Source organism: Calditerrivibrio sp. (genome assembly GCA_026415135.1).
In the GTDB taxonomy this organism is placed as follows: Bacteria; Chrysiogenota; Deferribacteres; order Deferribacterales; family Calditerrivibrionaceae; genus Calditerrivibrio.
In genome coordinates this window covers 43,560-60,103 of record JAOAHS010000009.1, presented here as the reverse complement: position 1 = coordinate 60,103, position 16,544 = coordinate 43,560, and the positions used below count along the sequence as shown (strand labels likewise).

Below are 16,544 nucleotides of genomic sequence, written 5' to 3'. Positions count from 1 at the left end.
CACCACCTCTATCTGTTTATTTCATCATTGAAAAACCTTTGTCTATGAGTTGCGTGTTATAGCCTTCTACCTTTCTACCATTTATAAAAATAATAGGAGTAGAATTTATCCCCAATTTTTCAGCATATTCCATGTGTGATTTGATTTTATCGGCTATTTCTTTGGAGTTTAATAGCTTTTCAAAATCGACTTTTTTACCTGTCATCTGCCCAAAAGTTTCTATTATTTTAGATTCTTCCATGTTATCGTATTTGCCAGAGTATAGTTCGTTGGTGAAATTTTTACCCAACTTAAGACCAGCCTCTAAGATCCTTGCATATAGATTTGCTTTTTTGTGGATTGAAAGAGGGTAATGGAGTAGATAGACTGCTACCTCTTTTTTGTTGTTATTTAACTTCGTTTCGAGATATTCATTGGCTTTTCTACAATATGGGCATTCAAAGTCGGATACTTTAACTATAACATTTTTTGCATTTTTGTTCCCATAGATAAGGGTTAACTTTGAAACATCGACGTTGGTCACATCATAAGAAAAAATAAGGTCTTTTACTATGCTGTTACCTTTTGTTATGTCTATAATATCTGGAAGTAAAATATTACCGTTGCTAACCAGGTACTGATCCACTTTTTTATTGTTTTTTTTGTCAATAATTGTAGCTTTTACAAGATAATACCCCTTTACCTCATCAATCTCTTTTATTACATCAACGTCTATTGTTACATCTTTTATACCTCGTTTTTCAAAGTTTAGCAGAAGATTTTTTTCAAGGTTTTTTTCGATATCGTTCGCAAAAAGAGATGTGGTAATGAAAGTTAGTAATAAAGTAAAAAATAGTCTCATCTTTTTTCTCCTTTTAATATTCTCCTTTTTCTGGGACTATACATATAAATTTTATATCTGAACCTTTGTTGGCTTTAAATTGGTGTTCTTTGTTGTTGGGTATATAGGCTATGGAACCAGCTTTAACCTCATACTCCTTGCCGTCTAAAAAAAGGGTACCTTCTCCTTCTATTACGTAGTTTACATGGCACCAATCATGGCTATGTCTGGGAGTATTACCTCCATTTTTTATTGTAAAGACCCTCATTACATAATCATCCCAGCCTTCTTTTTTTCCTATAGCTACCTGTTTAATGACACCTTTGATCTCATCTGTTTCATAATTAACCCCTTTAACATCAGATAAATGCCCAACAAACATAGAAGCACCTCATTTTTTTATTTTTTATATTACAACTAAACAAAAAAAGCAAATATTTAGTTTACAAATTTGTTCTAGTATATTAAAATCAGAAAAGATAAAAGTCAAAAAGTTCATCGTTTGGGGGTTTGTATGGAAAAGGAGAAGTTTTTGAGCAGTTTTGAGTTTGAAGAAAAAGAGTATTATTACTATGATATAAACAAGCTATCCAAAGATGGTTTTGATATAAAAAGGCTCCCGTATTCGATAAAGATACTTTTGGAGAATATCTTAAGGAATTTAGATGAGGAAATTATAACTGAGAAGGATGTTAAGAATGTTGCGGGTTGGAAGAAGAAGCAGGATTCCCCGGTGGAGATCCCCTATAAACCGATTAGGGTGCTGATGCAGGATTTCACTGGTGTTCCAGCTGTTGTTGATCTTGCTGCCATGAGGGATGCGATGGTTAGTTTGGGTAAGAACCCAGAAAAGATAAATCCTTTGGTTCCCGTGGATCTTGTAGTAGATCACTCTGTTCAGATCGACTACTACGGGACTTCTGATAGTATCAACAAAAATGTTTTCTTAGAGTATAAAAGAAATGAAGAGAGGTACAAGTTTTTGAAATGGGCACAAAAGGCTTTTCATAATTTCAGGGTTGTGCCACCGAATTCTGGTATCTGTCATCAAGTAAACCTTGAATATTTAGCAAAAGTTGTTGTCGTGGAGGAAAGGAAACAGGGAAAGCTTGTCTATCCTGATACCTGTATCGGGACAGATTCCCATACCCCTATGGTAAATGGTATAGGTGTAATGGGTTGGGGTGTGGGTGGTATTGAAGCGGAAGCAGTTATGCTGGGGCAACCTTACTATATGCCAATACCAGAGGTTATCGGTGTAAAACTTGTTGGTGAACTTAAAGAAGGGGTTACGGCAACAGATCTAATTTTGACAATTACCGAGAAGTTGCGCCGATATGGGGTAGTGGATAAGTTTGTGGAGTATTTTGGCCCAGGTATCAAAACACTTTCTATTACAGACAGAGCCACAATCTCTAATATGACACCAGAGTTTGGTGCAACATTAGGGATATTTCCTATAGATAAAAAAACAATTGACTATCTTAAACTTACCAATAGAGAGAAGTATGCTGATATCCTTGAGATATATGCTAAAAAGATAGGTTTGTACTATACAGGTCAGGAGAAGGTAGATTATACAGATGTGTTAGAGATAGATTTGGGTTCCATTGAGCCTTCCATAGCAGGGCCTTCAAGACCACAGGATAGGATATCTTTAAAAGATGTTAAAACACGTGTTTCCGCTTCGAAAAAAGATACCATTGTGACTATTACATTAAATGATACCCCTGTTAATATCAGGGATGGTAGTGTAGTTATTGCAGCGATTACATCTTGTACAAATACTTCAAACCCATATGTTATGATCGGAGCAGGATTGTTGGCTAGGAATGCTGTTAAAAAAGGTTTGAAAGTAAAACCGTATGTAAAGACATCCTTAGCGCCAGGTTCAAAGGTAGTGGAAGCATACTTAAAGAAAGCTAATCTGTTACCTTATTTGGAGGCTTTGGGTTTTCATGTTACCGCCTATGGTTGTACGACCTGTATAGGTAACAGTGGTCCTTTATTGACTGAAATAGAAAAAGTGATAGTGGAGAATAACTTAAATGTAGCCTCTGTTCTTTCGGGCAATAGAAATTTTGAGGCAAGGATACATCAGCTTGTAAAGTCGAATTATCTATCTAGCCCTATCCTTGTAGTTGCGTATGCTTTGGCAGGCAACATTGATATAGATTTTACCTCTGAACCTATTGGTTTTACACCCTATGGTGAAAAGGTGATGCTCAAAGATATCTGGCCTAAAAGTGAAGAGATAGAGGAAATACTTGAGCATGTTTTTACAAAAGCTGATTTTAAAAGGGAGTATGCTAAGATATTTGATGGGGATGAATTTTGGAAGCGTTTAAATGTCCGCAATGATAAAATTTATAACTGGCAGGAAAGATCTACATATATCAAAAAACCTCCATATTTCGATGATTTTGATTCCACTTTAAGTGAGAGCTATGATATTTTAGGTGCAAGGGTGTTGTTAATGTTAGGTGATTCAATTACCACTGATCATATTTCTCCTGCAGGTGAAATAGATCCTGATTATCCTGCTGGTAAATATCTCATTTCAAAAGGTGTTGGGGAATATGATTTTAACTCTTATGGCTCAAGAAGAGGTAATCACGAAGTGATGATAAGGGGGACTTTTGGCAATATTAGACTTAAAAATAAAATGGTGGATAAGGAGGGGTCCTGGACTATTAAATATCCAGAAAGAAGATTAGGCTTTGTTTATGATGTGGCTATGGAATATAAAAAGGATAATACCCCTTTAATAGTTTTAGCTGGTAAAGAATATGGTACCGGTTCATCGAGGGATTGGGCTGCTAAAGGGACAAGACTTCTCGGTATTAAAGCTGTAATTGCAGAGTCTTTTGAAAGGATACACAAAAGTAATTTGGTTGGAATGGGTGTTCTTCCACTGCAGTTTAAAGATGGAGAAAGCTGGCAATCCTTAGGTCTTAAAGGTGATGAGGTTTTTAATTTGAAAGGTATACAGCAGATATATCCTCGTAAAACAATTTCTGTAGAAGCAGTTAGACAGGATGGTGGTAAGACAGTGTTTGAAGTGGTAGCAAGGCTTGATACCCAGATTGAAGTGGAATATTATCTCAATGGTGGGATTTTACCTTACGTTTTGAGGAGGTTTTTATAATCAAACAGGGGAGGTGTACCCCTGTTTGTTTTAGCATTTTGGTGCACCTTTTAATATCTCTTCATCTATTTTATCTTTATATTTTTGGAAATTCTCTTTAAAATCACGGGCTAATTTTTGAATCGTTTCATCGTACTTAGACTTATCTTCCCAAGAATTTCTTGGATTTAAAATGCTTGCTGGCAGATCTGGTATAGATGTCGGTACTAAAAATCCAAATGTAGGATCTTCATTAAAAGGGATGTTGTCCAGTTCATTGTCCAATATTGATTTGATTATCCTTCTTGTGTATTCTATTGAGAACCTTTTACCAATTCCATGGGGACCACCTGTAAGCCCTGTATTCACTAACCAGCATTTGGTATTATATTTGCACATCTTTTCTCCGAGGATTTTGGCATAAACTGATGGGTGGTGTACCATAAAAGGGGCACCAAAGCATGCACTAAATACAGATTTGGGTTCTTTTACCCCTTTTTCAGTGCCAGCTACTCTTGCTGTATATCCCGAAATAAAGTGGAACATTGCTTGGTTCATATTTAGTTTTGCCACTGGGGGCAACACTCCAAAAGCATCATAGGTTAAAAATATTATATTGGATGGTATACCAGCTATGCCGTCTGGGACGATATTGGGTAGATGTGTTATCGGATAAGATGCCCTTGTATTTTCTGTAAGGGAATCGTCATCTAAATCTATTCTTCTGGTTATAACGTCGATGGTAACGTTCTCAAGTATGGTTCCAAATTTTCTAGTGCATTCATATATGTCTGGTTCAGATTTTTGAGAAAGTTTTATCACTTTTGCGTAACAACCACCCTCTATATTAAAAATTCCTTTATCACTCCAACCATGTTCATCATCACCAACAAGGGCCCTTTCTGGATCAGTGGAAAGTGTAGTTTTACCTGTGCCAGATAATCCGAAAAAGAGTGCAACATCACCTTTCTTTCCAACATTTGCAGAGCAGTGCATAGATAATACACCTTTTTTTGGTAGAAGATAATTCATTACTGTAAATATAGACTTTTTTATTTCGCCGGCATAACTTGTACCACCTATGATGACCACTTTTTTCTCAAGGTTTAAAATGATAAATGTTTCCGAATTTGTGCCATCTATTTCTGGTATTGCATGAAATCTTGGTACATTTATAACGGTAAAATCAGGTTGAAAGTCCTTAAGTTTATCCTTATCATATTCCCTGATAAACATGTTTCTGGCAAAAAGATTGTGCCAGGCTGTTTCTGTGATGACCCTTACTTTGATTTGGTATTCCTTATCTGCTCCAGCATACAACTCCTGAACAAAAACCTCTTTTGTCTGCAAATAGGCCTGAATTCTTGCATATATCCTTTCGAAATTTTCTTTGGAGATAGGTTTGTTATCCTTTGACCAGTTTACATCTTTGCTATAAACGCCATCATCAACGATAAACTTATCGTTGGGTGATCTACCTGTGTGATGGCCTGTTCTTACAACTATTGGCCCTAAGTGGGCTAAAATACCTTCTTGTCTTTTGATAATCTCTTCATATAGTTCTGGTGTGGAGAGGTTCCAATGGATCCTCTTTAGGTTTTTAAAACCATGTGCCTCAAGACCGCTGTGTTCTGTTTTTTCCATAAACTTACCCCTTAAAATTTTTAGCCATCCCTTTTAGCAAAATTTCGCTTGAAAATAAATAGAAAAATATATTATAGTTTTAAAATATGGACAATTTTTTTATATCTGATATTTCAGAAGAAGAAATTAAAAAAGAGAGACAAAAAGCCAGAGAGCTTAGAAAGAAACAGTGGTGGAATACTCTTATCTCTAAAGGGGAATGCTATTACTGTGGAAAAAAAGTTCCTCCAAAAGAGCTGACTATGGATCATATAGTGCCTTTGATAAGAGGAGGTAAGTCTACAAAAGGGAATATCGTTGCTGCTTGTAAGGATTGTAATAATAAGAAAAAATATATGTTGCCCATTGAATGGGAAGAATATCTTAATAGAATAAAAAAAGAATCATAGGAGATAGATATGGTATCTGGAAAAGAGATAAGGGAAAGGTTTTTGAAGTATTTTGAAAAGCATGGTCATAGAGTAGTGGATTCTTCATCGCTGGTTCCCCACAATGATCCCACTCTTTTATTTACCAATGCAGGTATGAATCAGTTTAAAGATCTTTTTTTAGGCCTTGAAAAAAGGGACTATAACAAAGCAGTAACATGTCAAAAGGTTGTTAGAGCAGGAGGGAAACACAACGATCTGGAAAATGTAGGCAGGACTGCGAGACACCATACCTTTTTTGAAATGCTCGGTAATTTTTCTTTTGGGGATTACTTCAAAAAAGAAGCCATAGAGTATGCTTGGGAGTTTCTCACAGTGGAGTTGGGGCTTCCCAAGGAAAAGCTGTTTGTTTCCATTTACTACGATGATGAGGAAGCATTTAAAATCTGGAATGAGGTAATTGGTGTCCCCACTGAAAAGATACTAAGACGAGGGGAAAAGGATAATTTTTGGGCTATGGGGGATACTGGACCTTGTGGACCATGCTCGGAAATACATATAGATTTGGGGCCTGATGCTGGGTGTAAGAGACCTGATTGCAATCCAGACTGTGATTGTGATAGGCATCTTGAGCTGTGGAACTTGGTGTTTATGCAGTTTGATAGATCCTTTGATGGTAAACTCACTCCCCTGCCAAAACCGAGTATAGATACAGGTATGGGGTTAGAGAGGATCACAGCTGTGTGCCAAGGAAAGACCTCAAACTACGATACTGATCTCATAAAACCTATCATAGATTTTACTGCTGATCTGGCAAATAAAAAGTATGGGGTCAGTGAAAAGGATGATGTGAGTTTTAGGGTGATAGCTGATCACAGTAGATCCACGACCTTTCTCATAGCAGATGGTGTTATACCTTCTAATGAAGGTAGAGGCTATGTGTTAAGAAGGATAATGAGAAGGGCGATGAGACATGGAAAAATGCTTGGGTTTGATGATTCATTTTTCTATAGGGTTTGTGAATATGTTGTGGATTTTATGGGGGATCATTATATAGAGCTAAAGGACAAAAAGGATTATATCTCTAAAATGGTGGCTTTTGAGGAGAAGAGGTTTTCGAGGACTCTGGATGTTGGCCTTAAAATGATTGAAGATATTATGGAGAAAAATAGGGATACGAAAGAGATATCAGGTGTAGATATTTTTAGATTATATGATACCTATGGTTTTCCTACAGATCTTTTACAAGATATTGCTGAGGATTATGGTTATAAGCTTGATATGATCGGATTTGAAAAAGAGATGACAATTCAGCAGGAAAGGGCAAAAAAGAATTGGGCTGGAAGTGGTGAGGAGAGGATACCAGAGATATACAAAAGATTATCGCATCTAAAGACGGAGTTCAAAGGCTATGAAGATTTTTCTCTAGATGGTAGTATTATTGCTATTATTCGTGGTGAACAAGAAGTGGAAAGTGCTGTAGAAGGTGAAGAGGTGGATATTGTTTTAAATGAAACACCTTTTTATCCTGAAGGTGGTGGTCAAATGGGAGATACAGGAACCTTGACCAATGGGCAGGCACTGGCAACGGTCCGTGATACAAAAAAAATAGCAGGAATTATAGTGCATAAAGCTACTATTAGGAAGGGTTTTCTTAAGTTAAATGATGTAGTTGTTGCTAATATAGATACGCAGAAGAGGTTTGCTACGGCGAGAAATCATACCGCTACCCATTTACTCCACAGAGCACTACAGATGGTTTTAGGAGATCATGTTCGTCAGGCTGGTTCCCTTGTAAATGATGAGAAGCTAAGGTTTGATTTCAGTCATTTTGAGGGTTTGAGTAGAGAGAATATATATGAAATCGAAAGGATTGTAAATTCAGAAATAATAAAAAATTCTATTGTAAAAAAAGAGTATATGTCTATAGATGATGCCATCAGGTCAGGAGCTATGGCTCTTTTTGGAGAGAAATATGATAAGGTTGTGAGGGTTGTGGAGGTACTTGGTTTTTCAAAAGAGTTGTGTGGTGGTTGTCATGTTAGGCAGACAGGGGAGATCGGTTTTTTTAAGATTATATCTGAGACAAGTGTTGCTGCTGGGATTAGGAGGATAGAGGCTGTAACTGGGATTAGGGCTTTCGATGAGGTGACAAGGATATATAATATTTTGGATACGGCTTCTTCTCTTCTCAAGATCAATACAGATTTGATTAGTACCAAGATTCAGGAACTCATAGATGAAAATAGAGCCCTAAAAAGGGAACTGGATGAGATAAAGACTAAAGATATAATGGGCTTTTTAGGTGAAGTGGATAAATATTCTTCTGATATAAATGGCATAAGATTTGTCACATTTAAAATAAATGCCGACGATCTTGAAACAGTAAGGCAACTGATAGATAATATCAAAAATAAAATAAAGTCTGGGGTAATTTTTATCCCTGTAATAAATGGTGAAAAACTGACATTTTTATGTGGAGTAACCAAAGATCTTACAGCTAAATTATCTGCTAATATCTTGGTGAAGGAAGCCACTAAGATAACTGGTGGCGGTGGTGGAGGTCGAGCAGATTTTGCACAGGCAGGTGGTAAGGATATATCTAAATTGGATGAAGCTATAAACCATTTGAAAAATTTTATAACTAGCCAATAATAGTATAAACTATTTTTTAGGAGATAGCATTGGGTGAGTATTTAGGATTGATAATTTTTGTAGTGCTTATAGTTTTTATGGGTTTCTTTAAGGGTGGCTGAGCCAGCTCAGGATGTAGTATCGAGGATCGATACGGAAATACAAAAAAAGATAAAAGTGATAAAAAATAAAACAAATAAGGCAGTAATCTTCTGCTTTTTCTGTTATAATTAGCTTATGAATACACCTAATTTGGAATCCATATTTAATGCTTTGGAAAATGGTAATATCGGTTTGTGGTTATGGGATGTAAAAACAGGTGAGGCTTATTGGTCCGATTATGCTTATATTATGTTAGGCTATGCTCCAAAAGAATTTCCTATAAGCTACGATGTATGGGCCTCATTGGTCCATCCTGATGATTTAAAAGGTGTTGAGCAGTCTTTGTTTGAGCAACTGCAAGAAAAAAATAGTTTCACTGTGGAATTCCGCTTGAAGGGTAAGGATAACACTTATCGGTGGATACGTGGGTCGGGCAAGGTTTTCAAGTTTGATGAAAATGGACAGTATCACCTTGTATCCGGTGTCCATATTGATATTACTGAGAAGAAATTAGTAGAATTGGAACTCGAGGAAAAACTATCTTTGTTACAGGAAGCAGAGAAGATTGCTTCTATTGGATCGTGGGATCTTGATATTATAAATAATAAATTGACTTGGTCCGATGAAATCTTTGTGATCTTTGAGGTAGATAAAAAACATTTTGGAGCTTCTTATGATGCCTTTATCTCTTTTGTTCATCCTGATGATAGGGAAAAGGTCAATACTGCATACTGGAATTCGGTAAAAAATAAAACAGATTATGTTGTGGAACATAGATTGCTTATGCCAGATGGAAGGGTTAAGTATGTTATAGAGAGGGGGAAAACTTTTTACGATAGCGATGGAAAGCCCATTAGATCTGTGGGAACGGTTCAAGATATAACTGAAAAAGTTATATTGGAGCAATCCGTTAAGGAGCAGGAAAAGATCTTTAGGAGTATTTTTGATAATGCTACTGTGGGTATTGTTTTTGGGGATTTAAGTGGTAATATTCTGTTGGCTAATAGCTATTTCTGTGATCTTGTAGGCTATAGCCTTGAAGAGTTAAAAAATATTTCAGTGGCTGAACTGACTTTTCCTCCTGATTTTGAACAGGAAAAAAAGTTGATGAGAGATCTGTTATCCGGTAACATAAATAGCTATCGAATTGAAAAAAAATATGTGAAGAAAGATGGATCACTGGTTTGGGTGGATTTAAATGTAACAGCTTTGAAAGATGATTATAATAATATAAAAAATCTTATAGCTGTTATAATAAATATAAATGATAAAAAACTTGCTGAGACAGAATTAATAATAGCAAAAGAAATGGCTGATAGAGCCAATAATGCTAAAACAGTGTTTCTTGCAAATATGTCCCATGAGATAAGGACCCCCCTTAATGGTATAATTGGTATAGCCCAAATCCTCATGTCTGAGAAACTTTCTCCGCTGATTAAAGACTATGTGAATCATTTACATGTTGCTTCACTGCATTTGTTGGATCTGATTAATGATATTTTAGACTTTTCCAAAATAGAGGCTGGGGAACTTAAGCTGAATTTCGAAGAGTTTTCGTTAAAGGATTTGGTAAATGAGATAATAAAGGTTTTGTATTACAGGGCTAAGGATAAGAATATCGATCTCACTGTTTTCATAGACCCGCATGTTCCTTACAATTTGATAGGTGATCCTTTTAGATTAAAACAGATATTGACCAATCTCTTGGGCAATGCAATAAAGTTTACCGAAAAGGGTTATGTATCTTTAGAGATATTTTGTAGTGATGTGAATGAAACCCAGACGAAAATCTATTTTAAAGTCAAGGATACAGGGATTGGTATGTCTCAGGAACAGCTCTCCAAACTGTTTACACCATTTTATCAAGGTGATCTCACCATTTCTAAAAAATATGGAGGAACAGGGCTTGGGTTAAGTATTGTAAAGAAGATAGTAGATGCTCTGGGAGGGGAGATATATGTAGACTCAGAGTTAAATCGTGGTTCGGTTTTTACTGTAGCTTTAAATTTTAAGAAAGTAGATTTAGAAGAAAGTAATTTGAAAAAACAGTTATCTAATCTGAAGATAGCTGTTTTAGATACAAAAACAATTTTTGTAAAAAATGTTGTGGATATTTTGAGATCGTTAAATATGGAAGCAGAGTATATAGATTTTGAAAGTATTGATATAACATTTAAGGAGCGATTCGATATTATCTTTTTGGAATACAAGCCGGAGTACATAGAAAAGATCAAAGATATTTTAAATCAGTTCTATCCACAGAAAGTATTGTTATTATCTGATATATCATCCCAGGAGATCAAGAGAATATTGGATAAGAATGTGATAGTGATAGAAAAACCTTTTTTACCATCAGATATCTACAATGCTATAGTGGAGCTATTTTATAAAGAAGATAAAACTGTATCACCAAGTTTAATGGCAAATATTGACACTGCAAATATTAAAGCCCTTATTGTGGAAGATAATCCTGTGAATCAAATAGTATTGCACAAAATGTTATCACAACTAAATATAGCGGCAGATATTGCTAATGATGGTGCTGAAGCGATTGAGATGGCTAAGAATAAAGATTATAGCATTATTTTTATGGATATACAGATGCCCAATATGGATGGTTATGAGACCACAAGAATGATAAGGATGTTACCAAAGTATATAGATGTACCTATTGTGGCAGTCAGTGCCCATGCTTTTAAAACTGATGCTGATAAGTCATTAGAAGCTGGTATGAATGATCATCTCATAAAACCTGTTTCTTTGAATGACCTATTAAATGCTCTTATAAAATGGGTGCCTTTAAGTTGTAAAATAAAAAAGGAAGAAGAAGTTAGTGGTTTTAAAATTCCTTTCCTCGATGTAGAGGATTTATATTCAAGGGGCGGTCGTCTTGAAGATATAAGACCATTGATCAAGATCTTTGTTGAAGAGGTGGAAAAGAGTCTACCTACTATAAAAGCATGTTTAGAACGAGACGAAGTTGATATACTCCAAAAAGAGATACACAAGCACAAGGGTGCAGCGGGTAATCTAAGTCTTATTGAGATACATAAAAATTTGCAGGAGATCGATAAGAGGCTGAAGGAGAAGATCCCTCCATCTTTGTATATGGAGCTATTTGAAAAATTCTTCAATCAGATAGATATGTTAAAAAGCTTTAATGATTTTACAAAAGACACATTTTTAGAAATGGATCATGACGCTATAAACGATGATGAGCTTATTACCCTAATTCAGTTATTAGACTCCAACAATCTTAAAGCCATCGATAAGTTTACCCACATAAAAAATGGCATTGTTTCAAATTATCCAGAACTGGTAAAAGAAATAGAAAAGTGTATTAATAATCTTGAATTTAAAAAAGCTTCTGATATCATTAAAAAAATGTTAAAGGTTTAGTTATGTATGAGAAAAAGGATAAGATACTCATAGTAGATGATTCAACATCAAATATCATGGTGATAAACAACATTTTAAAGGATGAATATGAGATTATATTCGCGACTGATGGTAAAACGGCGATAAAAACAGCTTTGGATAACCTTCCAGATTTAATTCTTCTCGATGTGATGATGCCTGATATAGATGGGTACAAAGTTTTAAAAACGTTGAAACAGGATCCTTCCACTCGGGATATACCAGTTATCTTTATAACAGCTTTAGATAGCATCGATCAAGAGGTGAGGGGGTTAGAGGCTGGAGCTGTGGATTATATAACAAAGCCAATTGTTGGGCCTTTGTTGAAAGTGAGGGTTAAAACTCATGTGGAGTTGAAGAAGCAGAGGGATTTTTTTAAAAATCTAACTATGATAGATGGTTTGACCGGTATCGCAAATAAAAGAATGTTGATCGACTATCTTGAGAGACAATACAAAATAGCTTACAGAAGAAAAAGGTTTATATCAGTGTTAATGATAGATATCGATTATTTCAAGCTGTACAACGATACTTATGGCCATATCAGTGGTGATGATTGTCTTAAAATGGTTGCTAAAACAATACAGATTTCATTAAAAAGACCCACCGATCTTGCTGCTAGGTTTGGTGGAGAAGAGTTTGCTTGTATCTTACCGGAAACTGATATGAATGATGCTCAAATTGTTGCTGAAAGGATTAAAACTAATATTGATCAGCTGAAGTTAGAACATAAAACCTCCGCAATATCTTCCTATGTTACGGTTAGTATCGGCGGTACTTCGACAGTACCTACTGATCATAACTCCTGGGAAAAACTTTTAAAACATGCAGATGATGCCCTTTATAATGCTAAACAGACTGGAAGAAATAAAATAGTGTTATTATAAGACCTATTAAGATATCTTTAGTTTTTCGAATATATCTTTTGCCTCATCATATTTTTCTTCTTTTATTTTTTCATAAAGAACTTTCAATGTATCGACTGGAATTTTTCCTTCGAGAAGCTTTATAAAACTTGATATTACGCTATCATCTATCTTCTCTCTGTTGGAAAGGGCTCTGGAGATCTTTATATAATTATCGATTAGATCTGATTTGTTTTTTTTATTGCTTAATAGATATTTTTGTAACGTTTTAATTAAAGTAGATTTTTTAAAAGGTTTTGCCAGATGTTCATTCATACCTGCTTGTAATGCTTTTTCTCTGTCTTCTATCATGGCAGCTGCTGTTAGGGCTATAATGGGTATATCTTTGTCCAATTCTCTAATTTTTTGGGTTGTGGTGTAACCATCCATATTTGGCATTTGGATATCCATGAGTATAAGATTGTATTTGTTGGTCTTATACAAATTTAAAGCTTCGTTACCATCTGAAGCTATATCCACTGTTGCATTATGATCTTTTAGCATGTTTTTTAAAAGTTGTTGGTTAATTATATTATCCTCTACAATCAAAATTCTATTGCCATTTAAATCTATATTAGATACAGCATCTACAATGTCATTGGTATCTCTTTTTTCATCCAAATTCCAGCTCTGAACTTCAAGATATAGGTCAAAATAGAAATGGCTCCCTTTATTGATTTCACTTTCCAGTAGCAGATTTCCACCCATAAGCTCAACTAATTTTTTGGATATTGTTAGACCAAGACCTGTGCCACCATATTTCCTTGTGATGGATATGTCTGCTTGGGTAAAAGGTCTAAATATCTTTTCTTTATCGGTGTCATTTATACCAATACCTGTATCTTTTACAGAGAATCTTACTAATACCTTTGATAAATCACTACTTTTGTTCAAAAGTTTTATTTCTATTGTAATGTTACCTTCTTCAGTAAATTTTATTGAATTACTCAAAAGGTTAGAAAGTACTTGGGTAATTCTTAGCTTATCTCCAATAACTAATGGTGGAAGTGTGTCGTCAAAGATTAAATTAAGTTTGATATTCTTTTTTGATGCGCTAAGGTGAAAGATATTTACCAGGTTTAACGCGATCTCTTTTAATGAAAAATCAACCCTTTGCAGTTCAAATCTTCCAGATTCAATCTTTGAATACTCCAATATATCGTTTATAAGATTCATAAGTATCTCTGATGAAGTATATATATTGCCAATAAAACTCATTTTTTCTGGATCTGTTTCTTTATTTTTTAGTATCTCTGCAAAGCCCAAGATTGAATTAAGAGGTGTTCTTAACTCATGGCTGATATTGGCAAGGAAAAAATCTTTAGCCTTATTTGATCTTTCTGCTGACTCCCTTGCTTTGTATAGCTCTTCTATAACCTGTTTTATGTAGACTGCTAAGTTTTCATATTCTTTAAAGTAAAAATGGGGGATTTCCAATTGTTTTTCTCCTGTAGAGATCCTACCTGCAAAATCTTGAATTTTTAAAAGTGGATTAAGAAACATTTTGTTTAAAAAAAATGTGATACCCATTAAGAGCAAAACCATAAGTATAAAAAATAGTGAAAACCAGACTATCAACTTGTGTTGGAACTCCTTAAAGAATGTACTTTTAAGCGCCATAACAAGGATAATCGGACTTGGTTTCCCATCAAAATCGAGTTGTGTTTTGTAGGTGATATAATCGTTTTCACAAACGCATGCATAGTTTAGAGTGTTGTTTTTTGTAAAAGGTTTGTTTGAATTTGATATAATCAATTCATTGTAATAGTAAAGACTTATTAAATCCAGCATGCTACCCTTAACAATATCATAGATCAAAGGATCGTAACTGTTTAATTCTACGCCTCTAAACAATACAGCCAATAATTGGCCATTTTTAGGATCTAAAACAGTTTTTGTGACAATGATTAGGGTTTTGTTACCAAGAGGGGTGTTTAACCGGATAAGATTGTTATGGATTTGCGATGTTATGCTTTTTTTTACATCATTTATAAGTAGTTGTGTATCGTAAAGGAGGTAATCTTTTTTGTAAACGAAATCATCTACGATGGATACTACTCCAAAAATGTTGGAAATAGTGTCTGGTTGTAGAAGCTTTTCTATCTCAGTTACATTTTTTTGTTTGATAGCATTGATAAGATGGATATTTAAAGAATCTGTTTTAATACTTGTACCGAGATTATTTATGATGTTGTCAAAAATATTTTGGGCATATTTTTTGTTTTTCTGGAAAAAAGAGTCGTATTCCTTTGATAGCAACTTTTCATAAAGGGTAAATGACATGATAAAAGAAATACCTATGATCATTAAAAAGGTAAAAATCAGATATAGCCATATTGCTGTTTTTAAACTATATTTTGTCATTTACTGTATCTAAAAGCCTGCTTTTTTAAATATTCAATTTTATCTCTACTGGTGCTTTTGTCGACAATATTGAACTTACCAGTGTATATAACCGGTACTTTTTCTCCAAGAAGATCTAATTTTATTGCTTCTGCCATAGCTACTCCGTTATCATCGTTCATTCGCATTACTGTGACATCTAATAGTCCATTTAAAATCAATTCTATCTCTTTTTCACCACCTCCCCACCCATTTAAAGCTATTTTATGCTTTAACTTAAGTTCAGATAAAGCTTCCATTGCACCTATGGTAATATCAGTAGAACAGCTATAGATGAAATCCACTGAATTCGATTGGAAAAATTTCTTTACTGCTTCTTTGGCTACATCTTTCTTGCCATGTGTAAAAAAAGCCCCTGCCAGTGTAAATCTGTCTTTTGTAAGAAAAATGAACTGATCACCTCTCATTTTCGATACATATCCGTCTTTGTAAAAGAGCATAAGGTATTTACTACCAGGTGGAAAATTTTTTTTAAAGTAATCAGCTAAAAGTTTTGTCCCCTCTATATGGTCAAAGCCGACGTAAAGAAAGGGCTGTTTATACTCCCATTCCTTTAATGGAGTGGTGATATTTTGCAGTATCAATTTTGGTTTGTCCATATTTATTAGCTGGGAGAGAATCTTTTTGTGGGTTATCGTATCGAGGGTAAAGATAAGGTAGTCTATTTCATTTTTTAAAAATGAATTGATATGAAGCTTTATCTTTTCGATATCGTCTTCGTCTACAAACGCAGAGTATAGTTCATACTGGATGCCCAGCTCATCCATTCTTGCTTTAAAGGATTTCAAACTTCTAACCCAGTAATCTGAAAGTTGTCCACCGGGATAGATTATCCCTATTTTCACCTTTTTAACTTTTGTTTTTAATGGGGTTCCTTTTGTCTGAACGAATTCATCTAATTTTTCCATGAGAACTTTTTGTTCCGGGTATTTTTTTAAAAATTCTTCTATTGTCCAGTATTCATTAGAGTAGGCTACCTTTGATATCAGAAAAAGAACCACAAGATATAAAAATCTCATAAAATCCCCTTTGATGGATATTCATTATGATTCTACATTAGAATGTTCCAATTTTCAAGCGATTTACAGATATTGTTATGAAACTTCTTGACAAGGTGCATCTTA

The 16,544-nt window shown here is 34.7% G+C and carries 10 protein-coding genes; 5 read left to right on the top strand and 5 right to left on the bottom strand.

Annotated features, from left to right (window positions below):
- Positions 1 to 16 precede the first annotated feature (16 nt).
- Both N3C60_02225 and N3C60_02220 read right to left on the bottom strand, forming a co-directional pair.
- Positions 17 to 841, bottom strand: coding sequence for a DsbA family protein (locus tag N3C60_02225; GenBank protein MCX8083717.1), 825 nt, complete (start codon positions 839 to 841; stop codon positions 17 to 19).
- Positions 842 to 854: 13 nt separating this feature from the next.
- Entirely contained in the window at positions 855 to 1,202 is a 348-nt protein-coding gene (locus N3C60_02220; protein ID MCX8083716.1) for a cupin domain-containing protein, read from the bottom strand.
- Between the two features lie 132 nt (positions 1,203 to 1,334).
- Between N3C60_02220 and acnA the strand changes: the two genes are divergently transcribed.
- Positions 1,335 to 3,968: an aconitate hydratase AcnA gene (gene acnA / locus N3C60_02215; GenBank protein MCX8083715.1), complete on the top strand. Its 2,634-nt coding sequence runs from the start codon at positions 1,335 to 1,337 to the stop codon at positions 3,966 to 3,968.
- A 30-nt stretch (positions 3,969 to 3,998) separates the two neighbouring features.
- Here the strand turns inward: acnA and pckA are convergent, their stop codons facing one another.
- On the bottom strand, positions 3,999 to 5,591 hold the full coding sequence (gene pckA, locus N3C60_02210; protein MCX8083714.1) for a phosphoenolpyruvate carboxykinase (ATP): 1,593 nt from the start codon (positions 5,589 to 5,591) through the stop codon (positions 3,999 to 4,001).
- Positions 5,592 to 5,677: 86 nt separating this feature from the next.
- Here pckA and N3C60_02205 point away from each other — a divergent pair, with 86 nt between their 5' ends.
- From N3C60_02205 to N3C60_02190, 4 genes are all read left to right on the top strand, one after another.
- A complete protein-coding gene (locus N3C60_02205) occupies positions 5,678 to 5,980 on the top strand; it encodes an HNH endonuclease (GenBank protein ID MCX8083713.1) in 303 nt (100 codons plus the stop codon).
- A 9-nt stretch (positions 5,981 to 5,989) separates the two neighbouring features.
- Positions 5,990 to 8,614, top strand: a complete 2,625-nt coding sequence (gene alaS, locus N3C60_02200) for an alanine--tRNA ligase (protein MCX8083712.1) — start codon at positions 5,990 to 5,992, stop codon at positions 8,612 to 8,614.
- A gap of 216 nt (positions 8,615 to 8,830) precedes the next feature.
- Entirely contained in the window at positions 8,831 to 12,094 is a 3,264-nt protein-coding gene (locus N3C60_02195; GenBank protein ID MCX8083711.1) for a PAS domain-containing protein, read from the top strand.
- 2 nt (positions 12,095 to 12,096) lie between these two features.
- Positions 12,097 to 12,999, top strand: a complete 903-nt coding sequence (locus tag N3C60_02190; GenBank protein MCX8083710.1) for a diguanylate cyclase — start codon at positions 12,097 to 12,099, stop codon at positions 12,997 to 12,999.
- Positions 13,000 to 13,005: 6 nt separating this feature from the next.
- On the opposite strand, the gene N3C60_02185 is transcribed toward N3C60_02190, so the two are convergent.
- On the bottom strand, positions 13,006 to 15,381 hold the full coding sequence (locus N3C60_02185) for a response regulator (GenBank protein MCX8083709.1): 2,376 nt from the start codon (positions 15,379 to 15,381) through the stop codon (positions 13,006 to 13,008).
- Complete coding sequence (locus N3C60_02180) at positions 15,378 to 16,439, bottom strand: substrate-binding domain-containing protein (GenBank protein ID MCX8083708.1); 1,062 nt, start codon at positions 16,437 to 16,439, stop codon at positions 15,378 to 15,380. The genes N3C60_02185 and N3C60_02180 overlap by 4 nt, the downstream gene beginning before the upstream one ends.
- Between the last annotated feature and the right edge of the window lie 105 nt (positions 16,440 to 16,544).

Coding starts and splice junctions, on each gene's coding strand:
- N3C60_02225 (MCX8083717.1), bottom strand. CDS start 841: ATGAGACTATTTTTTACTTTATTACTAACTTTCATTACCACATCTCTT.
- N3C60_02180 (MCX8083708.1), bottom strand. CDS start 16,439: ATGAGATTTTTATATCTTGTGGTTCTTTTTCTGATATCAAAGGTAGCC.
- acnA (MCX8083715.1), top strand. CDS start 1,335: ATGGAAAAGGAGAAGTTTTTGAGCAGTTTTGAGTTTGAAGAAAAAGAG.
- N3C60_02205 (MCX8083713.1), top strand. CDS start 5,678: ATGGACAATTTTTTTATATCTGATATTTCAGAAGAAGAAATTAAAAAA.
- N3C60_02195 (MCX8083711.1), top strand. CDS start 8,831: ATGAATACACCTAATTTGGAATCCATATTTAATGCTTTGGAAAATGGT.
- N3C60_02190 (MCX8083710.1), top strand. CDS start 12,097: ATGTATGAGAAAAAGGATAAGATACTCATAGTAGATGATTCAACATCA.
- alaS (MCX8083712.1), top strand. CDS start 5,990: ATGGTATCTGGAAAAGAGATAAGGGAAAGGTTTTTGAAGTATTTTGAA.
- N3C60_02185 (MCX8083709.1), bottom strand. CDS start 15,381: ATGACAAAATATAGTTTAAAAACAGCAATATGGCTATATCTGATTTTT.
- pckA (MCX8083714.1), bottom strand. CDS start 5,591: ATGGAAAAAACAGAACACAGCGGTCTTGAGGCACATGGTTTTAAAAAC.
- N3C60_02220 (MCX8083716.1), bottom strand. CDS start 1,202: ATGTTTGTTGGGCATTTATCTGATGTTAAAGGGGTTAATTATGAAACA.